This window comes from Curtobacterium sp. SGAir0471 (genome assembly GCF_005490985.1).
In the GTDB taxonomy this organism is placed as follows: Bacteria; Actinomycetota; Actinomycetes; order Actinomycetales; family Microbacteriaceae; genus Curtobacterium.
The window spans coordinates 616,091-638,920 of the sequence record NZ_CP027869.1; the positions used below are offsets into that span (position 1 = coordinate 616,091).

24 protein-coding genes are annotated in these 22,830 nt (G+C 72.7%); 11 read left to right on the top strand and 13 right to left on the bottom strand.

Features of this window, described 5'->3' with window-relative positions; all coding sequences use genetic code 11:
* Positions 1-7 precede the first annotated feature (7 nt).
* The gene (locus C1N91_RS02940; RefSeq protein ID WP_137766532.1) at positions 8-1,144 is read right to left on the bottom strand and encodes an inorganic phosphate transporter; all 1,137 of its coding nucleotides are present in this window, start codon (positions 1,142-1,144) and stop codon (positions 8-10) included.
* 87 nt (positions 1,145-1,231) lie between these two features.
* Here C1N91_RS02940 and C1N91_RS02945 point away from each other — a divergent pair, with 87 nt between their 5' ends.
* The 3 genes from C1N91_RS02945 (at position 1,232) to C1N91_RS02955 (ending at position 3,636) form a co-directional block, all read left to right on the top strand.
* Positions 1,232-2,101, top strand: a complete 870-nt coding sequence (locus C1N91_RS02945) for an alpha/beta hydrolase (RefSeq protein WP_137766533.1) — start codon at positions 1,232-1,234, stop codon at positions 2,099-2,101.
* A gap of 83 nt (positions 2,102-2,184) precedes the next feature.
* Complete coding sequence (locus tag C1N91_RS02950) at positions 2,185-3,234, top strand: lipoate--protein ligase family protein (RefSeq protein ID WP_137766534.1); 1,050 nt, start codon at positions 2,185-2,187, stop codon at positions 3,232-3,234.
* 72 nt (positions 3,235-3,306) lie between these two features.
* Positions 3,307-3,636, top strand: coding sequence for a hypothetical protein (locus tag C1N91_RS02955; protein WP_137766535.1), 330 nt, complete (start codon positions 3,307-3,309; stop codon positions 3,634-3,636).
* A gap of 19 nt (positions 3,637-3,655) precedes the next feature.
* Here C1N91_RS02955 and C1N91_RS02960 read toward each other — a convergent pair whose 3' ends face one another.
* Positions 3,656-3,940, bottom strand: coding sequence for a GNAT family N-acetyltransferase (locus C1N91_RS02960; RefSeq protein WP_137766536.1), 285 nt, complete (start codon positions 3,938-3,940; stop codon positions 3,656-3,658).
* 93 nt (positions 3,941-4,033) lie between these two features.
* Here C1N91_RS02960 and C1N91_RS02965 point away from each other — a divergent pair, with 93 nt between their 5' ends.
* Both C1N91_RS02965 and C1N91_RS02970 read left to right on the top strand, forming a co-directional pair.
* Positions 4,034-5,368: a hypothetical protein gene (locus C1N91_RS02965; protein ID WP_137766537.1), complete on the top strand. Its 1,335-nt coding sequence runs from the start codon at positions 4,034-4,036 to the stop codon at positions 5,366-5,368.
* Positions 5,369-5,430: 62 nt separating this feature from the next.
* On the top strand, positions 5,431-6,303 hold the full coding sequence (locus tag C1N91_RS02970; RefSeq protein ID WP_137766538.1) for a DNA-methyltransferase: 873 nt from the start codon (positions 5,431-5,433) through the stop codon (positions 6,301-6,303).
* A 102-nt stretch (positions 6,304-6,405) separates the two neighbouring features.
* Here the strand turns inward: C1N91_RS02970 and C1N91_RS02975 are convergent, their stop codons facing one another.
* The 8 genes from C1N91_RS02975 to C1N91_RS03010 all read right to left on the bottom strand — a co-directional run bounded on the left by C1N91_RS02975 (position 6,406) and on the right by C1N91_RS03010 (position 15,658).
* Entirely contained in the window at positions 6,406-8,829 is a 2,424-nt protein-coding gene (locus C1N91_RS02975) for an MDR family MFS transporter (protein WP_137766539.1), read from the bottom strand.
* Positions 8,830-9,072: 243 nt separating this feature from the next.
* Positions 9,073-10,692 (bottom strand): phosphoglucomutase (alpha-D-glucose-1,6-bisphosphate-dependent), encoded by a 1,620-nt coding sequence (pgm, locus tag C1N91_RS02980; protein ID WP_137766540.1) that lies wholly within the window; start codon positions 10,690-10,692, stop codon positions 9,073-9,075.
* Between the two features lie 103 nt (positions 10,693-10,795).
* Positions 10,796-11,041 carry a hypothetical protein gene (locus tag C1N91_RS02985; protein WP_137766541.1) on the bottom strand — a complete coding sequence of 82 codons (246 nt, stop codon included), beginning with the start codon at positions 11,039-11,041 and terminating at the stop codon, positions 10,796-10,798.
* 118 nt (positions 11,042-11,159) lie between these two features.
* On the bottom strand, positions 11,160-11,822 hold the full coding sequence (locus tag C1N91_RS02990) for a methyltransferase domain-containing protein (protein WP_058748665.1): 663 nt from the start codon (positions 11,820-11,822) through the stop codon (positions 11,160-11,162).
* Entirely contained in the window at positions 11,819-12,469 is a 651-nt protein-coding gene (locus tag C1N91_RS02995) for a TIGR04282 family arsenosugar biosynthesis glycosyltransferase (RefSeq protein WP_058748664.1), read from the bottom strand. The genes C1N91_RS02990 and C1N91_RS02995 overlap by 4 nt, the downstream gene beginning before the upstream one ends.
* The gene (locus C1N91_RS03000) at positions 12,466-13,209 is read right to left on the bottom strand and encodes a glycosyltransferase family 2 protein (RefSeq protein ID WP_137766542.1); all 744 of its coding nucleotides are present in this window, start codon (positions 13,207-13,209) and stop codon (positions 12,466-12,468) included. Before C1N91_RS03000 ends, C1N91_RS02995 begins: the two co-directional genes overlap by 4 nt.
* Positions 13,210-13,712: 503 nt before the next feature.
* Entirely contained in the window at positions 13,713-14,786 is a 1,074-nt protein-coding gene (locus C1N91_RS03005; RefSeq protein WP_137766543.1) for an NAD-dependent epimerase/dehydratase family protein, read from the bottom strand.
* The gene (locus tag C1N91_RS03010; protein WP_254678318.1) at positions 14,783-15,658 is read right to left on the bottom strand and encodes an MTAP family purine nucleoside phosphorylase; all 876 of its coding nucleotides are present in this window, start codon (positions 15,656-15,658) and stop codon (positions 14,783-14,785) included. The genes C1N91_RS03005 and C1N91_RS03010 overlap by 4 nt, the downstream gene beginning before the upstream one ends.
* 117 nt (positions 15,659-15,775) lie before the next feature.
* Here C1N91_RS03010 and C1N91_RS03015 point away from each other — a divergent pair, with 117 nt between their 5' ends.
* The 6 genes from C1N91_RS03015 to C1N91_RS03040 all read left to right on the top strand — a co-directional run bounded on the left by C1N91_RS03015 (position 15,776) and on the right by C1N91_RS03040 (position 21,130).
* Positions 15,776-17,056, top strand: coding sequence for a molybdopterin molybdotransferase MoeA (locus tag C1N91_RS03015; protein ID WP_137766544.1), 1,281 nt, complete (start codon positions 15,776-15,778; stop codon positions 17,054-17,056).
* Positions 17,053-17,553: a cyclic pyranopterin monophosphate synthase MoaC gene (gene moaC / locus C1N91_RS03020; RefSeq protein WP_137766545.1), complete on the top strand. Its 501-nt coding sequence runs from the start codon at positions 17,053-17,055 to the stop codon at positions 17,551-17,553. Before C1N91_RS03015 ends, moaC begins: the two co-directional genes overlap by 4 nt.
* Positions 17,550-18,062, top strand: coding sequence for a MogA/MoaB family molybdenum cofactor biosynthesis protein (locus C1N91_RS03025; protein ID WP_137766546.1), 513 nt, complete (start codon positions 17,550-17,552; stop codon positions 18,060-18,062). Before moaC ends, C1N91_RS03025 begins: the two co-directional genes overlap by 4 nt.
* A complete protein-coding gene (locus tag C1N91_RS03030; protein WP_058728512.1) occupies positions 18,059-18,502 on the top strand; it encodes a molybdenum cofactor biosynthesis protein MoaE in 444 nt (147 codons plus the stop codon). Before C1N91_RS03025 ends, C1N91_RS03030 begins: the two co-directional genes overlap by 4 nt.
* Before the next feature lie 123 nt (positions 18,503-18,625).
* Entirely contained in the window at positions 18,626-19,087 is a 462-nt protein-coding gene (locus C1N91_RS03035; RefSeq protein ID WP_137766547.1) for a PLD nuclease N-terminal domain-containing protein, read from the top strand.
* 195 nt (positions 19,088-19,282) lie between these two features.
* Entirely contained in the window at positions 19,283-21,130 is a 1,848-nt protein-coding gene (locus tag C1N91_RS03040; RefSeq protein WP_137766548.1) for an ABC-F family ATP-binding cassette domain-containing protein, read from the top strand.
* A gap of 60 nt (positions 21,131-21,190) precedes the next feature.
* Here C1N91_RS03040 and C1N91_RS03045 read toward each other — a convergent pair whose 3' ends face one another.
* From C1N91_RS03045 to C1N91_RS03055, 3 genes are read right to left on the bottom strand one after another with little or no spacing between them, the layout of a single operon-like run.
* Positions 21,191-21,754 carry a hypothetical protein gene (locus C1N91_RS03045; RefSeq protein ID WP_137766549.1) on the bottom strand — a complete coding sequence of 188 codons (564 nt, stop codon included), beginning with the start codon at positions 21,752-21,754 and terminating at the stop codon, positions 21,191-21,193.
* Positions 21,755-21,789: 35 nt separating this feature from the next.
* On the bottom strand, positions 21,790-22,257 hold the full coding sequence (locus C1N91_RS03050) for a VOC family protein (RefSeq protein WP_137766550.1): 468 nt from the start codon (positions 22,255-22,257) through the stop codon (positions 21,790-21,792).
* Between the two features lie 30 nt (positions 22,258-22,287).
* A complete protein-coding gene (locus tag C1N91_RS03055) occupies positions 22,288-22,782 on the bottom strand; it encodes a MarR family winged helix-turn-helix transcriptional regulator (RefSeq protein ID WP_137766551.1) in 495 nt (164 codons plus the stop codon).
* Between the last annotated feature and the right edge of the window lie 48 nt (positions 22,783-22,830).

The following is a 22,830-nucleotide window of genomic DNA, read 5'->3' on the forward strand; positions in this document are numbered from 1 at the left end:
GTCCTCCTCAGGCCGACACCGGCTCGCCGGCCGGCTGCTCGTCGTTGACGGTGTCCTTCGTGATCGGCTTCCGCCGCGCGAGGAGGAAGAAGCCGAGGCCACCGACCAGGGCGAGCACCGCGACGACCACCAGGCCGACCGTGCTCGTCGAGGCCACGAGGGTCGCGAGGGCGCCGACGACTGCGGCCGCGGGCAGCGTGATCACCCACGCCACCACGATCCGACCGACCACGGACCAGTGCACGTCGGCGAGCTTCTTGCCGAGGCCCGAGCCGATCACCGACCCGCTGGTGACGTGGGTGGTCGAGAGCGCGAAGCCGAGGTGCGAGGACACCAGGATCGTCGCCGCCGAGCTCGTCTCCGCCGCGAACCCCTGCGGGGACTGCACGTCGGAGATCCTCTTGCCGACGGTCCGCATGATGCGCCAACCGCCCGTGTAGGTGCCGAGGCCGATCGCGAGGCCGCACGCCAGGATCACCCAGAGCGCCGGCCCGGTCCCCGCGGCCTGGTAGTTCGCCGCGATGAGGGTCAGCGTGATGACGCCCATCGTCTTCTGCGCGTCGTTGGTCCCGTGGGCGAGCGACACCAGCGACGCCGAGATCGTCTGGCCGTGTCGGAAGCCCGTCGCGGCACCGTGCGTGGTCGCGTTCCGCGTGAGGGTGTACGCCAGGTAGGTCGCGACGAGCGCGATCACACCGGCGATCACGGGCGAGAGCAGCGCCGGCAGCACCACCTTCGACACGACGGTGGCCCAGTCGACCGAGTTCAGGCCGGCGCCGATGATCGACGCGCCGATCAGTCCGCCGAACAGCGCGTGCGTCGACGACGACGGCAGGCCGAAGTACCAGGTGGCGAGGTTCCACAGCACCGCGCCGACGAGTCCCGCGAAGATCATGGTCGGGCTGATCTGGATGCCGTCCTGGCCCTCGCGGATGATGCCCTGCGAGACCGTCTCGGCGACCTCGGTGGACAGGAACGCGCCGACCACGTTGAGGACGGCGGAGATGAGCACGGCGGTCCGGGGCTTCAGGGCTCCGGTGGCGACCGAGGTGGCCATGGCGTTCGCGGTGTCGTGGAAACCGTTCGTGAAGTCGAACACGAGGGCCACCACGATCACCAGCACGACGGTGACGAGGACGTCCATGGCGGTGACGGTAGGCCCGCCGAGGACCCGCTGCGTGAACGCCGGGTGAACACGCGCGCGGGCTCCGTGGTCTGCGAGGATGCACCCGTGCCGACCTTCTCCGCCGCCCGGGGCGACGCCTCGTTCACCGACGCGCACGGCGTCGAGATCGTCTACTCGACGTGGCGGGCCGGTCGGCCGAAGGGCATCGTGCAGATCGCCCACGGCGTCGGGGAGCACGGGCTCCGCTACGAGCCGCTCGCGCAGGACCTGGTCCGCGCCGGGTACACCGTGCACGCGAACGACCACCGCGGGCACGGCCGGACCGGTCTGGCGCAGTGGGGCGGCGACCACGCGCAGCTCGGGCGACTCGGACCCGGGGGTCTGCGCGCCGCGATCGCCGCCGTCGAGCAGATGAGCGTCGTCGCGCGCGAGCAGGACCCGGGGCTGCCGCTCGTGCTCCTCGGGCACTCGTGGGGCTCGCTCATGGCGCAGCGGATCGTGAACACCTCGTCCGAGCGGTACGACGGGGTGGTGCTCTCGGCCACGGCGTACCGGCTGCCCGGGTGGATGAACAGCGGCGACCTGAACGCGCGGCACGCGGGCTCCGGACCGACGAAGTACGAGTGGATCACGCGCGACCGGGCCGTCATCGAGGCCATCGCGGCCGACCCGCTCGCGGTCGAGGCAGACGTCATCAAGCTGTTCGGGGTCGCGGACGCACTGCGGCTGCTCGGGGTGCCGCGTCGCCGCATCCCGCACGACCTGCCGGTGCTGCTGCAGGTCGGGTCCGACGACACCCTCGGCGGGCCCCGCTCGGTGGAGCGGCTCGCACAGGCCTACCGCCGTCGCGGCCGGCTGTCGGACGTGCAGGTCCACGTCTACGAGGGTGCGCGGCACGAGGTCTACAACGAGACGAACCGCGACGAGGTGGTCGCCGACCTGGTCACGTGGCTCGACCGCCACGTCGCTGGCTGACGCAACGATGGTGCGGCCTGGAGGCGCGGGGCGGGGCCGCCACGAGCCTCCAGGCCGACAGGTGGCGGGCGTAGGCTCGTCCCGTGCACGGTGAGTACAAGGTCCCCGGAGGCAAGCTGGTCGTCGTCGACCTCGAGGTCGTCGACGGCAGCATCCAGGAGTTCCGGCTGGCGGGTGACTTCTTCCTCGAACCGGACGACGCGTTGCCGCTGATCGACGAGGCCGTGAACGGCCTGCCCGCGACGATCGACGCGGCCGGCATCGCCGCCGCGGTCCGCGCCGCGCTGCCCGAGGGTGCGGTGCTGCTCGGGTTCACCCCTGAGTCGGTCGGCGTCGCGGTCCGTCGCGCGCTCTCGCGGGCGTCGACGTGGCAGGAGTACGACTGGGAGATCGTGCACGAGGGGCCGATCAGCCCGAACGAGCACCTCGCGCTCGACCAGGTCCTGACCGAGGAGGTCGGGGCCGGCCGCCGCGGTCCGACCCTGCGCATCTGGGAGTGGGATCAGCCCGCCGTCGTGATCGGGTCGTTCCAGTCGCTGAAGAACGAGGTCGACCCGGCCGGAGCCGCGAAGTACGGCGTCGAGGTCGTCCGCCGCATCTCCGGCGGCGGCGCGATGTTCATGGACGCCGGCGCGATCATCTCGTACTCGCTGTACGTGCCGACCGACCTCGTGCAGGGCATGACCTTCGCGGACTCGTACGCGTACCTGGACGAGTGGGTGATCGAGGCGCTGAAGTCCCTCGGCATCGAGGCCTACTACCAGCCCCTCAATGACATCTCGTCGACGAAGGGCAAGATCGGCGGCGCCGCGCAGAAGCGACTCGGTACCGGGGCGCTGCTCCACCACGCCACGATGAGCTACGACATGGACGGCCAGAAGATGGTCGAGGTCCTGCGGATCGGGCGCGAGAAGATGAGCGACAAGGGGACGACCTCGGCCGCGAAGCGCGTCGACCCGCTGCGCTCGCAGACCGGCCTCACCCGCGCCGAGATCATCGACCGGTTGATCGGCACGTTCACGAAGCTCTACGGGGCACACGAGGGGCACGTGACCGAGCGCGAGCGCGCTCGGGCCCGGGAGCTCGTCGAGACGAAGTTCGCGACGCGGGAGTGGCTCGAGCGGGTCCCCTGATCGTGCCTCGGATCGACAGGATCATCCGCGCGGCGGAGGTCCTGGCCGGTCGACTGACGTAGCGTCGGGACCGTGAACTGGTTGATCCTCCTGGGGGCGGTGGCCGCGGCGGCCGTCGTGATGTGGGTCGCCGATCGCGTGGGGTGGATCGACCTGTCGAACAAGGCCACACGCAGCGGCGGATCCGGCGGTGTCGGCGCGATGATGGACGAGGTGTTCGCCCCGACCCGTCACGAGACGCAGGCCGAGTACGAGCGGCAGTCGCGCCTCCCGAAGGAGGCCCCGACGCCCAGCGACGACGACCACGACCTGCTCAGCGGGAACGTGCTCATCAGGGTGCCGTCGGTCGGGCACGCCGGCCGGCACGAGGCGCGACCCGGCACGCTCGACCGGACCTACTGAGCCCCGCGCATCCGCGACGCTAGCGGGTGGTGAGCTCCTGGTAGTCCGGGTGCCGCTCGATCCAGGCCTTGACGTAGGAGCAGATCGGGACGACCCGCAGGGACCCCTCGCGGACGTCGTCGAGCGCGTGCTGGACGAGGATCGAGGCGTGGCCGCCACCGCGGTGGGCGGGGTCGACCTCGGTGTGGGTGAAACGGATCTCGTCGCCGTCGACCTCGTACGCCGCGAAGCCGATGACCTCGCCGTCCTCGACCAGGGAGTACTGCTGTGCGTCGGTGTCGTTGCGGACCTCGGGTGATGCCATGCGGAGGACGCTACGCCGCAGCCCTGACCGGCGCCCGCGCCTGCCCCGAACGTGGGGCCGTCCGGCGCGGTCGGCGCGCACTACGCTCTCTCCGTGCCCGACTCCACGTCCTCGCTCCGCTTCCGCACCCCGCCGGGATGGCCGACGCCGTCCGCCGCGTGGACGGACCTGTACGAGGGTGCCGAGCCCGCTGCCGGGTGGACACCGGCTGACGGACTGCCGCCGGCACCCGCTGGATGGGTGTTCTGGGTGCCGACGCGCGAGCTGCGTCGTTCGGCAGCCCGTGGCGCGACCGTGGCGATGGTGGTCGGCGCCGCCGTGACGCTCGCCTCCTTCCTCGTCCTCGGCGTCCTCTGGGCCGCCGACGGACCGGCCGTCCTGGCGCTGGCACCCCTCATCGCGGGGGTCGCGTTCTGGGTGGTCGGCGTCTCCCGGCACGACGACGCGGTCGTGGCAGCGGCCGGCCGGGTCCGCGACCGGTCCGCCGCCCGTCGCGCATCCGGCCTGCCTGCTCCCGCGGCCGCGGCGCACTCGGACACGAACCAGGCGGCAGCCCTCGCCGCATGGTCGGCCGAGGCGTGGTCCGTGCCGTCCGCCCGACCCTTCGTCGAGGGCCCGCCCTCCCGGGTCGTGCGCCGGGCGCAGCGTGTGCTGCTGTCCGTCACCGCCGGGGTCGCGGCGGTGCTGCTCGTGGCGGGAACCTCGATGTCGCTCCTGCCCCTCGTCCCCGCGGTGCAGGACGTCGCCGCCGCGGCCTTCGGTTCCGCGGACCCGGGGTTCGGCGGGCCCGACGACGCCCAGGTGCCCGAGTGGTCCTCGGACGACGGCCACACGAACGTGACGTGGCTGGCCGGCGATGACGAGTGGGAGGGCACCTGTGCCGCGACGCCGGGGGACGCGAACTGCGATGCGTACGAGATCGACACCGACGAGAGCTGCACCGCGGTCGTCACGGTCGGGTTCTTCGCGGGCGAGGACGACGAGCAGCCGAGCCGGGTCGAGGAGCGGACGGTCACGCTCACGGCGGACGTGCCGCTCGTGCTGGTCGAGAACTACGACGAAGCGGTCTCCGACGTCGGGGACGTGTCCTGCGTCACCGACGGCGGGGCGGACAGCGACCGCGTGTCCGCGACGCAGCGGGCCGAGGACCACGTCGACGCCGACGCGCCGGAGGGGTGTGACGACGCGCACTGCGTCGCCTTCGCCGTGACCGCACCGGCGGACTGCGCCGCTGCGGCCGTGCAGTTCCGGGTCGCCGCGGCGATCGGGACCGTGCACGCGCCGCACGACCTCGCGGTGGTCACCGCCCTGCGGGCCGGGAAGGCGACCGACGTGTTCGTCGGCGGCACCCGGGACGCATCGGACGTCGTCGCGGACGGCGTCACCTGCCGGGCGACCGAGGACACCGGGTCGACGCAGTCGTCCTGAGTGCCGTGGTCCGACGGCAGGCCGCGTCGCGGGAGCACGGGGCGCTGCGGGAGGATGGGGCGGTGCGCAGCCTCGACGACCGGAGCCCGGACCTCGTCGTGCTGGGCGACAACCTCGACGTGCTGCCGACGTTGCCCGACGCGTCGTTCACCGTCGTCTACCTCGACCCGCCGTTCAACACCGGCCGGAAGCAACGCCGGCACGCGGTGACCGCCGAACGCCGGACCGCCGGGGACGCCGGGACGATCACGGGCTTCCGCGGTCGGACCTACGAGCGGATCCGGGGCGACCTGATGCGCTTCGACGACCGCTTCGAGGACTACTGGGCCTTCCTCGAGCCCCGGCTGCTCGAGGCCTGGCGCCTGCTCACCGACGACGGGACGCTGTACCTGCACCTCGACTACCGCGAGGCGCACTACGCCAAGGTGCTGCTCGACGCGCTCTTCGGCCGTGACGCGTTCCTCAACGAGATCATCTGGGCGTACGACTTCGGCGCGAAGTCCCGCTCGCGCTGGCCCACGAAGCACGACACGATCCTCGTCTACGTGAAGGACCCGGAGCGGTACTGGTTCGACTCCGAGACGGTGGACCGCGAGCCGTACATGGCGCCGGGGCTCGTCACGCCGGAGAAGCGGGAGCGCGGGAAGCTGCCGACCGACGTGTGGTGGCACACGATCGTGTCGCCGACCGGCAGCGAGAAGACCGGCTACCCGACCCAGAAGCCCGAGGGGGTGCTGCGCCGCATGGTGCAGGCGTCCTCGCGCGAGGGTGACTGGGTGCTCGACTTCTTCGCGGGGAGCGGCACGCTCGGTGCGGTGGCCCGTGACCTGGGCCGCCGGTTCGTGCTCGTGGACGACAACCCGGTGGCGGTCGACGTGATGCGGCGGCGGTTGCCGCACGCGGTCGTCGAGTCGGTGCCGGACCGGAAGGGCTGAGCGGAGGCGACATCGACCGGTTCGTCCGGCCGAGGACGACGGAGGCGACATCGTCGACGTCGTACGACGTCGGCGATGTCGCCTCACAGCGGCTCCGGCGGACTACTCCGCGGAGTGCCGCCCGTGGTGCGCGGCCGTCGTGTCCGGTTGCGCGGCCCCGTCCGACGCGGCGTGCGCCGGGTGCGTCCGGATGGTCGACGTCGTCGCCGGAGGCTCGTCCACCGGGGCCGCCGCAGCGTGCGCGCCGTGGGTGGTCGCGTCGGGGAGCGGCGCCCGCGCGCCGTCCTCGGGGTCGCGACCGGCGCGGGCGGCCTCACCCGTGTCGGAGGCGGGCTGACCGGCGGAGGAGGTGGAGCCTCCAGGCCGGTCCTGCGGCTGCTGCACCGTGACGTCCGGCGAGGTCGGAACCGCCCGCATCGAGCCCGTGTCCGGGGTGACCAGCGACCCGGTGTTCGCCGCCGCCTGCTGCGCGTCCGCCGTCAGGCGGTCGGAGTCGCCCTTCGCGGCGTTCGCCTGCTCCTGCAGCGCCGACACCTTGCGGAGCGGCGGGACCCGGAAGAACCAGGTCAGGACGAAGGCGAGCAGGATCACGCCGAGGCCGACGAAGTAGACGACGACGGCCGACTGGCTGAACCCGACCAGGAACGGACGGGTGAGCCGCTGGTCCGCGCCGTTCAGGAACGACGTGTCGCTCGTGGCCGAGCCGGCGGACGAACTCGCTGCCGTGTCGCCGCTCTTCAGCTGGTCGATCAGCTTCGGGGCGACCTCGTCGACCACGGCCTTCCGCTGGTCGGCGTTGCTGTAGTCGACCTGCAGCGTGCCGTCGACGACCTCGGCGTTCGCCTTCGACGCCGCGGTCTCGAGCGCCTGCTGCTCGGCGGCCGACTTGTTCGCGGCGACCTGCTCGGCGATGACCGAGTCGGCCGACGAGGCGGGGATCGCACCGGCGGCGACCTGCTGCTGCACCTGGGCAGTGACCTGCTGCGTCACGGCCTGGTCTGCGGCCTGCTTCGCGGCGGCGGCACCCTGGTCGAGACCCTGCTGCACGTTCTGCTGCACCGGGTCGACGATCTTGGACCAGATCTGGTCCATCACGCCCTTGTTCTCGGACGCGCTCGCGACCGAGGGGGTGAGCGCGGCGTTCAGCGCCGACTTCAGGGTGGTCTCGTTCTGCATCGCGCCGGTGATGTTCGTCGGCATGAGCGTGAACAGGACCGACAGGAGCACCGCGGTGCCCATGGTGCCGCCGATCTGGCGGAAGAACGTCGCCGCGCTCGTGGCCACGCCGATGTCCCGCGGCGATACCGAGTTCTGCGCCGCGAGGGTCAGCGTCTGCATGAGCTGGCCGAGGCCGAGTCCGATGCCGAACATGCCGAGCATGAGGAACCAGAGGGGGCTGTCCGCGGTGAGGAAGGTCAGCAGCGTGAAGCCGATCGCGGTGAACGCCGTGCCGGTGACCGGGAAGACGCCGTAGCGGCCGGTGCGCGAGATGATCTGGCCGGACGCGATCGAGGAGATCATCAGGCCGAGCACCATGGGCAGCATCGCGAAGCCGGACTCGGTCGGCGTGACGCCCTTGACGATCTGCAGGTAGAGCGGGATCGTCAGCATCGCGCCGAACATGCCGAAGCCGACGAGCACGGACAGCACCGCGGCCATCGAGAAGACCCGCGAGCCGAAGAGCTTGAGCGGGAGGATCGCGTCGTCGCCCATCGAGCGCTCGACGATCACGAAGGCGATCAGCCCCAGCGCACCGATCGCGTAGCAGGCGATCGCGCCGGGGGAGTCCCAGCCCCAGTCGCGGCCCTGCTCGGCGATGAGGAGCAGCGGCACGAGGGTCACGATGACCAGCGCGGCGCCCCACCAGTCGATGCGGGGCGTGCCGCGGTCGCCGAACTTCGGCAGGTGCAGGAACGTCGTCACCATGATCAGCGCGACGATGCCGACGGGCACGTTGACCAGGAAGACCCAGCGCCACCCGCTGACGAACAGGATCTGGGACGCGCCGGCGAACAGACCGCCGACGAGCGGGCCGATGACCGAGGAGATGCCGAACACGGCCAGGAAGTAGCCCTGGTACTTGGCGCGCTCGCGCGGAGCGAGCATGTCGCCCATGATCGCCAGGGGCAGCGACATCAGACCGCCGGCGCCGAGGCCCTGCAGGGCGCGGAACCCGGCGAGCATGAGCATCGAGGTCGAGAACGACGCGGCGAGCGACCCGAGGATGAAGATGCCGATCGCCGTGAGGAACAGCGGGCGTCGGCCGAAGATGTCGGAGAGCTTGCCGTAGATCGGCGTCGTGATCGTGGACGCGATCAGGTAGGCCGTGGTCACCCACGCCTGCTGGTCGAGTCCGTGCAGGTCGTCGCCGATCGTGCGGATGGCGGTGCCGACGATGGTCTGGTCGAGTGCGCCGAGGAACATGCCGGCCATCAGCCCGTAGATGACGAGCAGGATCTGCCGGTGGTTCATCACCGCGTTCGAGGACGTGGTGGGGGCCGCGGGTGCGGTCGCCGTCTGGGTCATCAGGTCTCCCGTGCGTACTGGTGCTCGCGCGTCGCTCGCACCCGGGCGCGGGGGAGCGTTGTTGCGCGCACTGCAAAAATACAACCAGCGCAAACGGATTGTTCCCATCCGCCTCGTTCCTGTGGACATCGGCAGGGTGCTCAGGCGGATGTGCAGGAGAGACCGCGTGAGCGGGATGCCGTGGCGGGACGACGAGGGCGTCACCGGACGGATCCGGTGACGCCCCTGGTCGGTCGTCGGAGACTACGCGCCGAGCGCGGCGTCCACGATCTCCTTCGCCTCGCGCTGCACCTGCTCCAGGTGCTCCTGCCCCACGAAGCTCTCCGCGTAGATCTTGTAGACGTCCTCGGTGCCCGAGGGGCGTGCGGCGAACCAGGCCCTGTCGGTGACGACCTTGACGCCGCCGACGGCCGCGTCGTTGCCCGGCGCCTTCGCGAGCTTGGCGGTGATGGGGTCGCCGGCCAGGGTGTCGGCGGTGATCGCGTCGCCGTCGAGCTTCGACAGCCGGGCCTTCTGCTCCTTGCTCGCAGCGGCGTCGACGCGCTGGTAGACCGGCGCACCGAAGCGCTCCGTGAGCTCGGTGTAGAGCTGCGACGGGCTCTTGCCGGTCACGGCGGTGATCTCCGACGCCAGGAGCGCCAGGATGATGCCGTCCTTGTCGGTCGTCCACGCCGTGCCGTCCTTGCGGAGGAACGAGGCGCCGGCGGACTCCTCGCCGCCGAACGCCACGGAGCCGTCGATCAGGCCCGGGACGAACCACTTGAAGCCGACCGGGACCTCCCACAGGCGGCGGCCGAGCGACTCCGCGACGCGGTCGATGATGCTCGACGACACGAGGGTCTTGCCGATCGCGGCGTCGTCGCGCCACTCGGGGCGGTGCGCGTACAGGTACTCGATCGCGACCGCGAGGTAGTGGTTCGGGTTCATCAGGCCGCCGTCGGGCGTGACGATGCCGTGGCGGTCCGAGTCGGCGTCGTTGCCGGTCAGGACGTCGAAGTCGTCCTTGTGGGCCAGTACCGAGGCCATGGCGGACGGGCTCGACGGGTCCATGCGGATCTTGCCGTCCCAGTCGAGGGTCATGAACGCCCACGTCGGGTCGACCTCGGGGTTCACCACGGTGAGGTCGAGGCCGTAGTGGTCGCGGATGCGCTCCCAGTACGGCAGCGACGCACCACCCAGCGGGTCGGCGCCGATCTTCACGCCCGCGCGCTTGATCGCGTCGATGTCGATGATGTGTTCGAGGTCGGCGACGTACGTGCCGAGGTAGTCGTACCCCTCGGCCGCGGTCTCGTCCTGGCGGCGGACGTCGACGTTGCCGCCGGCGATGATCGCGTTCGCGCGGTCGGCGATCCAGGACGTCGCGTCGCTGTCGGCCGGGCCGCCGTGCGGGGGGTTGTACTTGAAGCCGCCGTCGCGCGGGGGGTTGTGGCTCGGGGTGATCACGATGCCGTCGGCGGTGTCGCCGTGCTCCGCGCGGTTGTACGTGATGATGGCGTGGCTCAGCGCCGGCGTCGGCACGAAGCCGTCCTCGGCATCGGCGAGCACGCGGACGCCGTTCGCCGCGAGGACCTGCAGTGCCGTCTGCTCTGCGGGGGCGGAGAGCGCGTGGGTGTCACGGCCGATGAAGAGCGGCCCGGTGGTGCCCTGCTCGGCGCGGTACTCGACGATCGCCTGCGTGATTGCGGCGATGTGGGTGTCGTTGAACGCGGTGTCGAGCGACGATCCGCGGTGGCCGGAGGTGCCGAAGACCACCTTCTGCTCGGGGATCGACACGTCGGGGACACGCTCGTGGTAGGCCGCCAGGAGGGCGTCGAGGTCGACGAGGTCGTCTGCGGTCGCGGGGGTGCCGGCGCGGTCGTTCATGCGCCCATCCTGGCACCAGCACCCTCCGCGCGCCGGCGTGTGTCGCGCGGTCGCGCCGCCGGGCGCCGCGCAGCTGCGCCCGGCGTGTGTCGCGAGCGGCGGCTCAGGCGGTCCGGAACGACCCGGTCGCCGTCCGCAGCGAGCCGGTCACGGTCCGCGTCGAGGACGTCTCGGTGCCGGGGCGGCGGAACTGCACGTCCACGAACCGGCCGAGCGCACGGCCCGCACCGGTACCGGTGTAGCTGCCGACCGGGCGCCAGGCGGCCTCGACCGCGTATGCGCCGAGCTCGTCGCGCTGCTCGAGACCGGAGACGTAGGCGCCGCGGAGGGGGTTCTGTCGGTTCTGCACGGGTGCTCCTCGTCGTCGTGCCGAGGTCCCGGAGTCGCCGGACCGACGACCAGGGCGCCGTCGGCTGTACGAACGACGGTACCTCGTTGTCTTGCACTGTGCAAGACAATGAGGCGGATCATGCCACGAGCTCGCAGAACGTCCGTCCGTCGGTGGTCCAGCTCTGCCGCGCCTGCAGCCCGGCTGCGGTCGCGTGCCGGAGCAGTGCGTCGACGCCGACCTCGGCCCACGGGAAGCCCTCGCTCCGGTTGCCGTCCACGTCGACCACGTGCGCGGTGAACGCCCGGTCGGCGGTGCGGTCGACGTGGGTCTCGACGACCACGCGGCCGCCGTCGCGGACGATCTCGCCGCAGCGGGCCAGGAGGGCGACGGGATCGCCGCCGATGCCGATGTTGCCGTCGATCACGAGTGCGGTGTCCCAGCGGCCCTCGTCGGGGATGGTGTCGAACACCGACCCCTGCACCGCGGTGCCGCCGGAGCGTCGGGCGATGGCGACGGCCTCGGCGGAGACGTCCACGCCGAGCGAGGGGATGCCCAGCGCCCGGGCGGCGACGAGCATGCGGCCGGGACCGCACCCGATGTCGATGACGGGGCCGTCGGCGCCCTCGAGCAGCGACCGGTCGACGCGGTCGGCGGCGGCGCTCCAGCGGCCGACGTCCATCGTGACCTCGACGTCGGGACGGTCCGGGTCGGTCAGGCGCAGGTGGCCGTCGGTCTGCAGGGCGCGGGCGTACGGCTCGCCGCCGCCGGCACCGAACGTGACGGTGTCGTGCATCGTCATCGGGCACCTCCGGTCGTCGTGGTCAGGGTCGTGTCGCGCTCGGCGGCGAAGGCCGTGGCGAACCGCGAGGTCGGGGCGAGTGCGGCGACCTGCTCGGCGTCCGCGACCGTGTCGACGTCGAGCAGCGCCGGGAGCGTGCCGACCGAGAGGCCGGCGTCCGTCAGGCGGGCGAGCTGCACGGCGCCGGTGTCGTCCTGGGACATCGGGACGCCGCGGAGCAGGGCCCCGTCGGGCTCGCGGAGGTACAGCGACCAGAAGCCGCCGTCGTCCGCGGGGCCGAACCACGCGTCGCGCTCCGGGTCCTCGAACACGGGCACGAGGTGCTCCGGCGTGGCCTGCGGGGTGTCCATGCCGACGAGCAGCGTCGGTCCGGTCATCGCGTCGAACATCGCCCCGAGCCGCTCGTCGAGGCCGCCGCCGACCTGGTGCAGGACCTCGAAGTCGTCGGTGCCCTCGGGCAGCACGACGCCGTCGTAGAGCAGCACGCGACGCGAGGCGGGCAGGGCGCGCACCGTCTCGATCGTGTCGGCCAGCGCCGCCGAGGCGACGCGGGCCGCGCCCTCCGGTGTCAGAGCCGGCGTGAGCCGGGTCTTGACCTTGCCGGGCAGGCACTCCTTGGCGACGACGACCACCGTGACGTCCGTCATGAGCGTGCTCCTTCCGTGGTGGACCCGGCCACGTCGCGGGCCGGACCGGGCGCGACGACGCGGGGTCGTGCCTCCCGTCCGTACTCGCGCAGCAGGCGGGACATGTCGCGGACGGCGTTGACCGTGCCGCGGAGCGTGCCGGTGACCTTGCTGTCGCCGACGCGCTGGGCGTAGCCGATGTCGGACTCGTCGACCCGCCAGCCGGCCGCGTGCGCGGCCAGGACCATCTCGAGCGGGTAGCCGCTGCGGCGGTCCTGCAGGTCGAGGGCGACGAGGTCGACGCGGCGCATGACGCGCATCGGGCCGAGGTCGCGGAGTCGGTAGCCGGTGGCGCGGCGCATCAGGACGGCGAGCACACGGTTGGCGAAGCGGGCGTGCGGTGCCCAGGCGCCGCGCGTGGTGGGGACGCGGCGTCCGAGGGCGAGGTCGGTCCGACCGTCGGCCACGCGGGCGACGAGGTCGGGCAGCTCGGCAGGGTCCATCGAGGCGTCGGCGTCGCAGAACGCGACGTACTCGGCGGTCGCGGCGGCGACACCGGCGGCGCATGCCGACCCGAAGCCCTTGACCGGTTCGGTCACGACGGTCGCGCCGTGGGCGCGGGCGACGTCGGCGGAACCGTCGGTCGAGCCGTTGTCGACGACGATGGCGCGGTACCCCTCGGGCAGGCGGCCGATGACGCGCGGCAGCGCGTCCGCCTCGTCGAGGCAGGGCAGGATCACGTCGACGGTCATGTGGTCCATTCGGTGCGGGCCGCCCTGGCGACTGGGCCGGTCTCCGGTCGCGCGCGTCGCGTCCTCGTCGGGCTGGTCGCCGGCGGGTGGGGTTCGGTCCATGCTCACGACGTAACACGATGACACGTCCCGGGGTACAGGATTCCTGTCCCCCGAGCGTGTCGAGCGCGGCGAACGGACGGCCTGACCCGTGAACGGGGGACGGCCGGGAGGCGCGGGTGCCGTCGGCGGGCCGCCCGCGCGCGTGGGTGGTCGGGTCCCGGCGCGTGGTGCGCGGTCCGTGTCCGCTCGCCGTGCTGGCGGGTGCTCGCCGTCCGGGCCGGTGCTCGCCACGCCGGCGGCTGCTCGCCGTCCGGGCGGGTGCTCGCCACGCCGGCGGCTGCTCGCCGTCCGAGCGGGTGCCCGCCGGGCGGGCGGACGAGTCTCGCCTGGACGGACACGGCTCGCGCTGTCGGGCGCGAGCCGTGTCCGCTGAGACGAGTCTCAGGTGGCGACGTCCGCCGTGCGTCGCGTCAGCGCTGCACGGCGGCGCGCAGGGGCGCGGTCGCGAAGTCGCGCATGCCCTGCTCGAAGTCGACCTGCGCCTGCCAGCCCAGCTCCGACCGGATGCGCTCGGACGACGCCGTGACGTGCCGGACGTCGCCCAGCCGGTACTCGCCGGTGACGACCGGCTGGGGCCCGTCGGGGCCGGCGATGGCCGCGGCCATGTCGCCGATCGTGTGCACGACACCGGAGCCGACGTTGTACGCCCGGAAGGTCTCGGCGGGCAGCTCGGCCGTCGCGGCGATGGACGCGGCGTTGGCGCCGGCGACGTCGTCGACGTGCACGAAGTCGCGACGCTGTCGGCCGTCCTCGAACACGCGGGGAGCCTCGCCGCGGGCCAGGGCCGAGCGGAACAGCGACGCGACCCCGGCGTAGGGGGTGTTGGACGGCATCCCGGGCCCGTAGACGTTGTGGTAGCGCAGAGCGATCGCGGTGCCGCCGGTTGCGCGGGCCCACGACGAGGCGAGGTGCTCCTGCGCGACCTTCGTCTGCGCGTACACGTTGCGGGGGTCGAGGGCCGCCGACTCGTCGATCAGCCCGGGCACGAGGGGGCGACCGTCGGGGCCGATCGGGTCGAAGCGGCCGGCGTCCAGGTCCTCGCGTCGTCGGGCCGGCGGTCGCATCGGCTCGCCGTCGGCGGTCTCGTACGCGCCCTCGCCGTAGACGACCATCGAGCTCGCGACGACCAGGCGGCCGATGCCGTGCCGGTCCATGCCCGCGAGCACGTGCGCGGTGCCGGCGTCGTTCGACGACACGTAGTCGGGGGCGTCCTGGAAGTCGACCCCGAGGCCGACCTTCGCCGCCTGGTGGCAGACGACGTCGATGCCGTCGAGCGCTGCCTCGAGTGCGACGCGGTCGCGGACGTCGCCGTGCACGAAGGACAGGCCCTGCTGCTCGTGGGCGCGGAGGACCTCGGCCGGGTCGCCGTGCACGTCGTCGCGCAGCGAGTCGAGGATACGGACCTCGTGGCCCTCGGCGAGGGCGCGGCGGACGATCGCCGAGCCGATGAAGCCCGCGCCGCCGGTGACGAGCAGGCGGCTCACGCGGTCGCCCCGAGGATGCTCGCGCTGGCGGCGGCGGGGACGAGTTCGCGCGGGGTGTAGTCGTCGGGCAGTGCGGCGACCACGTCGCCGATCGCGCGGACGATGACCTCGTTCGCGCGGGCCAGGCGCTCCATGACGGCGCCGTGGGTGACGGGGGCGTCTCCGTCCGCCGCGGTGCCGTCGGTCGCCGTCTCGTCCGCTGCGGGTGCCAGGCCGGCATCGGCGTCGGTGACGAAGGACAGGTTGACCGTGCCGATGCCGAGCTCGGCCGCGAGCGGCACCTCGGGCGTCATCGTCATGTTGATCGTGTGGCCGCCGGCCTCGCGCATCCAGATGGACTCCGCGCGGGTCGAGAAGCGCGGACCCTGGATGACGACGCACGTGCCGGTCGGCTTGAACGGGACCTCGAGTGCGGCGACGGCGTCGATCGCGGCGCGGCGGAGCACCGGGTCGAACGGGTCGGCGAAGGACAGGTGCTGCACCTGGTCCTCGAAGAACGTGTCCTTCCGGCCCCAGGTGCGGTCGATGAGCTGGTCGGTGACGACGAACGTGCCGGGTGCGTAGTCCGGGTGCAGGCCGCCGACCGCGCTCGAGGACACGATCGCCCGGACGCCGAGGGACCGGAGCGCCCACACGTTGGCGCGGTGGTTGATCAGGTGCGGCGCGACCGAGTGCTCGCGGCCGTGGCGTGTGAGGAACGCGACCCGCTTGCCGGCCATCGTGCCGACCGTGATCGGGCTCGAGGTCTGCCCGTAGGGCGTGTCCACGGTGATCTCGTCGGCGGTGCCCTCCTCGAACAGGCGGTAGAGGCCGGAGCCCCCGATCACCCCGATGCGAGCCGTCGTTCCGTCCACAGGTGCGGTCGTGGTCACGTGGTCCTCCACAGGTCCTCCGGATGTCCTCGGCGCGTGGTGCGCCCTGGATACGCTACTGACGCCCCTCCGGCTCCGACCGGGAACGGGGCGACCCCACGATGTTCGGAGGCACACGTGCGCACGATCGGTCAGCACCGCGACGAGGTCGCCGCGCTCCTCGCGCCCGTGCTCGCCGAGCGGGGTGCGGAGACCGTCGTACTCGATGCCCTGGCGGACGGTGCCGGCGCGGGCCGCGGGTACCGCGTGCTCGCCCGCGGGGTGACGGCCCCGGTGCCGCTGCCGGTGTTCGACAACAGCCAGATGGACGGGTTCGCCGTGCGGTCGACGGAGGCCGGTGCCGTCGTCCGCGTGGTCGACCCGATCCCGGCCGGTGCCGTGCCGGTGCCCCTCGAGCCGGGCACCGCTGCGCCGATCATGACCGGGGCGCGGATCCCCGACGGCGCCGACGCCGTCGTGCCGGTCGAGGCGACCCCGCCGGGCGCCTTCCCCGCAGCCCTCGAGCTCGGTGCGCTCGCCGTCCCGGACGGCACGACCGCCGGCACGTTCGTCCGCCGGGTCGGCAGCGACGTTGCCCGCGGCGCGGAGCTCGCCCGCGCCGGTGATCCAGTGACCCCCGCGCTCCTCGGAGCCCTGGCGTCCGCGGGTGTCGGCGAGGTCTCCGTGGTGCGTCCGGTCCGGGTGCTCGTCGTGTCGACGGGCAGCGAGCTCGCCGACGGTGGCGCTCGGGACGACGGTGGCGCTCGGGACGACATCGGCGCTCGGAGGGACGGCCTGGACGGAGCGGGCGCGGTCATCCGCGACGCGAACGGTGTGGCGCTGCGTGCGGCCCTGGCCGAGGTCGGAGCCGTGGCCCGCGGTGTGCGGCTCAGCGATGCGGCAGAGGCGTTCCTGCCGGGGCTCGAGACGGCCGTCGGCGAGTGGGCCGACGTCGTCCTGACCACCGGTGGGATCAGCGCCGGAGCGTACGAGGTCGTGCGCCAGGTGCTCGAGCCGCGTGGCCTCGTCGTCACCCCGGTCGCGATGCAGCCCGGCGGACCCCAGGCTCTCGGACGCGTCGAGCTCGCCGGGCGACGGGTGCCGGTCGTGGCGTTCCCCGGCAACCCCGTGTCCGCACTCGTGTCGTTCGAGGTGTTCCTGCGCCCGGTGCTCGCCGCCGCGGTCGGCGCGCCGGACCGCCCGGCCGCCGAGCTGCCGGCCGCAGAGTCGGCAGACTCACCGGTCGGCAAGCACCAGGTCCGCCGCGGACGGGTCGCCGACGGACGCGTGCACTTCGTGGGCGGACCGAGCTCGCACCTGCTCGGGCACCTCGCCGCCGCCACCCACCTCGTCCACGTCCCCCTCGGCACCGACACCGTCGAACCGGGGGACCCGCTGACCGTCTGGAGCCTCCGATGACCGACGACCACCCGAACGGCGTGCGCGACGCCGAGCTCTCGCACGTCCGCTCGGACGGCACCGCCCACATGGTCGACGTGTCCGACAAGGACGTCACCGCCCGGTCCGCCACGGCCACCGCGACGCTGGTGACCCGCGCCGACGTCGTGGAGCGGATCCTCGACGGGTCGTTGCCCAAGGGCGAGGTGATCGGCACCGCCCGCATCGCGGCGATCATGGCGGTCAAGAAGACCTCGGACCTGGTGCCGCTCTGCCACCCGCTGCCGATCGCCGGCGTCGAGGTCGACATCACCGGTGACGGCGACCGGGTCCGGGTCGAGGTCTCGGTCCGGACGACCTCGCGCACGGGTGTCGAGATGGAAGCGCTGACCGGTGCGAGCGTCGCGGCCCTGACCGTGTACGACATGGTGAAGGCCGTCGACCGGACGGCCGTGATCACCGACGTCCGCGTGCTCGAGAAGCACGGCGGGCGCTCGGGGGACTGGAGCAACCGATGACGTCCGGACCCACCAGGGGTCGAGCCGGTGTGGTGGTCGTCTCCACGCAGGCATCGACCGACGCGGCGCTCGACAGCACCGGGCCGGTTATCGCGGCGTGGCTGCGCGAGCGCGGGTTCACCGTCGCCGAGCCGACGATCGTGCCCGACAGCGGCCCCATCGCCGACACCGTCTCCGCCGAGCTGCTCGCGGATGCGAAGGTCGTCGTCACCACGGGCGGCACCGGCGTCACACCGACCGACCGCACGCCCGAGGCGGTCGCCCCCCTGATCGACCTCGAACTGCCCGGCATCGTCGAGGAGATCCGTCGTCGCGGACTCGCCGGCGCTGGTCCGGCCGCCCTGCTGACCCGCGGAGTCGCGGGCATCGCCGGCGGCCGGGCGGTCGTGGTGACCCTGCCGGGGTCGCGCGGCGGTGTCGCTGACGGCCTCGCGGTGCTCGACGGGGTGCTCGACCACGTGCTCGCGCAGCTGCACGGCGCGGGACACGCCCCCAGGAGCGCCTCGTGAGCGGGGAGCAGGGGACCGACGGGCGGGTCGTCGTCGCCGACGTCGTGGACCGGGTGGTCACCGTCGACGAGGTCTCCGCGGCCGTCACCACCGACCGCGACGGCGCCGTCGTCACCTTCGCCGGGGTCGTGCGCGACCACGACGAGGGCAAGGGCGTCACCGCGCTCGACTACGAACGGCACCCGAGCGCCGGTGACGTCATCGCCGAGGTCGCCCGGTCGATCGCGGCCGACCACCCCGAGGTCCGGATCGCCGTGCTGCACCGGGTCGGCGCGCTCGGGATCGGGGACGTGGCGCTCGCCGCAGCCGTGTCGTCGCCGCACCGGGCGGAGGCCTTCGCCGCCTGCGCCGCGCTGATCGACCTGGTCAAGGAGCGGACGCCGATCTGGAAGCGCCAGGAGTTCACCGACGGCACCGACGAGTGGGTCGCCGCCCTGTGACCCGCTGAGCACGCTCGCCCGGTGGACACCTGTGGAACCGCGCAGGAGACCGACGCCCGATCGTGACCCCGCCACCCGTTCAGGGCATGGCCCGGCACTCGGCGCGTTCATAGACTCCGGGACATGAGCGTTCTGCTGTACGGCGCGGGGATCGTGCTGCTCGTCTTCGCCCTGATCGACATCATCACCCGGGGTGAGGACCAGGTCCGTGGGCTCCCGAAGTTCGCGTGGATCCTGATCTGCATCTTCCTGCCCCTGGTCGGCAGCATCGTGTGGTTCGCCGTCGGACACGACTGGAGCGCGAACGACCGGAACCACGGTCGGTACATCGAGCCGAACCGCCACGAGGACCGCTACGCCAGCATCGGTCACACCCGTGCCGCCCACGGGGACCGGCGCGTGAACGGCACCGAGCAGGAGCTCGCCGCGCTCGAACGCGAGATCGAGTACTGGGCGCGGTGGAGCTCAGAGCGGCGCGCCAGCGACGCTGCGACCCCAGCGCCGAGCGAGCCTGCGAGCGAGGGGGCGCGCCTCCGCCGTGCGAAGGAGGCCGCTGGCGAAGGCGAGCCGACCCCGGGGAGCTGAGCCGCGCCTCCCGGCCGATCGGTCCCCGGCGTCGCCGCGCTCTCGCTGGGTCGAACCACGTTCTCGACATCGAACCAGCCGCCCGCCCTGGTTCGATGTCGGATCCCTGGTTCGACACCTCCGGCCCGCGCCGCGCACCGCCCGCGCCGCCGCCCCGCGGCGCGCACACGCGCCCGCGCCGCCTACCCTTGACGGGTGGCTCATCTCCTCGGCGCCGAGAACGTGCATCTCGAGTTCCCCACCCGTGTCGTCTTCGACAGCGTCACCCTCGGCCTCGACGAGGGTGACCGCATCGGCGTCGTCGGCCGCAACGGTGACGGCAAGTCGACCCTGCTCGCCCTGCTGGCCCAGCGCCTCGAGCCGGACGCCGGCCGCGTCACGCACCGCCGCGGCCTGACCGTCGGGTACCTCGACCAGCGCGACGTCCTGCCCGCAGGGGCGACCGTCGGCAGCATCGTCGTCGGTGAGCTCGCCGAGCACGAGTGGGCCGGCGACCCGAAGATCCGCGACATCATCGGCGGGCTCGTGTCGGACATCCCGTGGGACGCCACGGTCGACGACCTCTCGGGTGGACAGCGGCGGCGGATCGCGCTCGCGAAGCTGCTCGTCGGCGACTGGGACGTGCTGTTCCTCGACGAGCCGACGAACCACCTCGACGTCGAGGGCATCCAGTGGCTCGCCGACCACATCAACCGCCGGTGGTCGTCGAACCAGGGCGGCATGGTCGTCGTGACGCACGACCGGTGGTTCCTCGACGCGGCGTCGACCGACACGTGGGAGGTGCACGACGGTGTCGTCGAGCCCTTCGAGGGCGGGTACGCGGCGTACATCCTGCAGCGCGTCGAGCGCGACCGGCAGGCCGCGGCGAGCGAGCAGCGCCGCCAGAACCTGGCCCGCAAGGAGCTCGCATGGCTCCGCCGCGGCGCCCCGGCGCGGACGAGCAAGCCGAAGTTCCGCATCGACGCGGCGAACGCGCTGATCGACGACGTGCCGCCGATCCGCGACACCGTCGCCCTGTCGCAGATGGCGACCGCCCGTCTCGGCAAGGACGTCGTCGACCTGCTCGACGTCGGCGTCACGTTCGGTGACGACGTCATCCTGCGCGACGTCGAGTGGCGGATCGCGCCGGGGGAGCGGACCGGCATCCTCGGTCCGAACGGTGCGGGCAAGTCCACGCTGCTCAACCTGGTGTCCGGCAAACTGCAGCCGACCACGGGCCGCGTGAAGACGGGCAAGACCGTCCAGGTCGCGGTGCTCGACCAGCAGCTCGCCGACCTGCAGCAGTTCGCCGACGACCGTGTCCGCGAGGTCGTGGCCCGCAAGAAGACGAGCTACGTCGCCGACGGCAAGGAGATGACGCCGTCGCAGCTGCTCGAGCGGCTCGGCTTCACCTCGGAGCAGCTGTCGACGCCCGTGAAGGACCTGTCCGGCGGGCAGAAGCGCCGTCTGCAGCTCATGCTCATCCTGCTCGACGAGCCGAACGTGCTCATCCTCGACGAGCCGACGAACGACCTCGACACCGACATGCTCGCCGCCATGGAGGACCTGCTCGACACCTGGCCCGGCACCCTCCTCGTCGTCTCCCACGACCGGTACCTGCTCGAGCGCGTCACCGACCAGCAGTACGCGGTCCTCGGTGGGCACCTGCGGCACCTGCCCGGCGGGGTCGACGAGTACATGCGGCTGCGTGCGTCGGGTTCCGTCCCGCAGACGGCAGCTGCGGCTGCCGCCGCCTCGGCCGGGAGGCCCGACACCGCTCCGGCGGGCGGCCCCGGCGGGGCTGCGGCCGGGTCGAGTGCCCCTGCCGCACCCGGTCTGACCGGTGCCGACCGGCGCGCGGCGGAGAAGGAGATGTCGGCGCTCGACCGGAAGATCGCGAAGGCGGGGCAGGACCGGCAGAAGCTGCTCGACGCGTTCGCGGCCCATGACCAGTCCGACTACGCGGGGCTCGGGGCGCTGCAGACGAAGCTCGGCACCCTCGATGCCGAGGTCGAGCAGCTCGAGGAGCGGTGGCTCGAGGTGGCGGAGCTGCTCGGGGTGTAACGGGGGCCGCCGGTCGGATACCCGTAGCCCGACCGACGCAGCGTTACCGGGTGGCCCGGTTCAGGAACCCTCGCAGCCGAGTTCGGTCGGCTCGAGGTCCTCGCCCCGGCCCACGCCGTAGGCGGACGGATCCGTGACCGTGCGCAGCCGTCCGAGCTGGTCCTGTTCGGTGACGACGACGGCGCGGACGAACCCGGCGCGCTGGTCCGAGTCGAGCACGAACCGACCGACGACGTCGAGGTGCCCGTGCGGCGGGACGACGACCCCGCTGTCGACCGGTACCGTCCGGCCGTACTCCGACGGGCGCACGGCGTCCTCGGTGACGGTGAGCCCGGCAGCGTCGGCGGTCGGGTGCGGCGCGAGCGCGAGGTGTTCGAGCCGCACGCCCTGCACGGTGTCGACCCGGACCGTGCGGACGTGCACGCCGTGGGCGGTGTCGTTCGCGAACGCCGTCAGGAACCAGGCGGCTGCGTCGCTGTCGTCGTCGGCGAAGGTGCCGCTCACGCAGCCACCCAGGATGTCCGTCGACAGTCCCCGGGCGGGTGCGAGCTCGATCGCGAGGCTCGCCGCGAGCACGAGTGCCCCGACGATGCTCGCTCCGACGACGGCCCGCCCTCTGTCCATGTCGCAACCGTAGGGCAGGTCAGGGTCGGGAGACGTTACTCGATCGACTCCGGGTCGATGCTGTCCTGCTCGGGGTCCGCTCCGGCCGGGTCACCGCCACCGGGGTTCGCCACGACCTCCCAGAGGTGGCCGACTGGGTCCTGGAAGAAGCCGGACCACATGCCCCACGGGCGCGTGTACGGCGCCGCGAGCATCGTCGCTCCGGCGGCTGCCGCACGGTCGAGGAACGCCTGTGCGGCCTCCTGCGACGGCTCGAAGTGCCCGATGGTGGTGCTCGGTGCCTCGGCCAGTGCGACGCCGGAGTCCTTCCGCATGTCCTCGCGCCCGTAGACGCTGATGATCAGCCCGTCGTCGAGCGTGAACATCGCGGTGGTTCCCCCGGCCTCCATGTCGCCCGACGGGTACTCGGTCCCGATGACGCCGCTGCCGTCCATGCCGAGGAGCGCGCGGTGGGACGATGCCGAGCGTCCGGCGTCGGCCACGGCGATGGTGATGGCGTGCATGCCGCGCAAGCTACGCCGGACCGGCTGCCGTCAGTCGCCGAGCCCGAGGATGAGTCGTCGGAGCAGCCCGGACAGCTGTGCCTGCTCGTCCTCGGACACCCCGGACAGGATCGCGCGCTCGGCCTCGAGGAGGTCCGCGATCGCGGCGTCCACGGCCGCGCGACCGCTCGCCGTGAGGGACACGAGGATGCCCCGACCGTCCCGCGGGTCCGTCCGCCGGTTCACGAGCCCTCGCGCCGCGAGCCGGTCGACCCGGTTCGTCATCGTGCCGCTCGACACCAGGGTCTGCTGCAGCAGCGCCTTCGGGCTGAGCTCGTACGGTTCGCCCGCGCGCCGCAGCGCTGACAGGACGTCGAACTCCCACGGCTCGACGTCGCTCGCGTCGAACGCGGCCCGTCGTGCGCGGTCGAGGTGCCGGGCGAGCCGGTCGACGCGGGACAGGACCTCGAGCGGCCCGAAGTCCAGGTCGCCCCGCTCCCGACCCCACGCTGCGACGATCCGGTCGACCTCGTCCTGCTGCGGCATCCCTCCATCTTGGCCGAACCGGTGCCGCGCGGCCAGCCTCCGAACGGC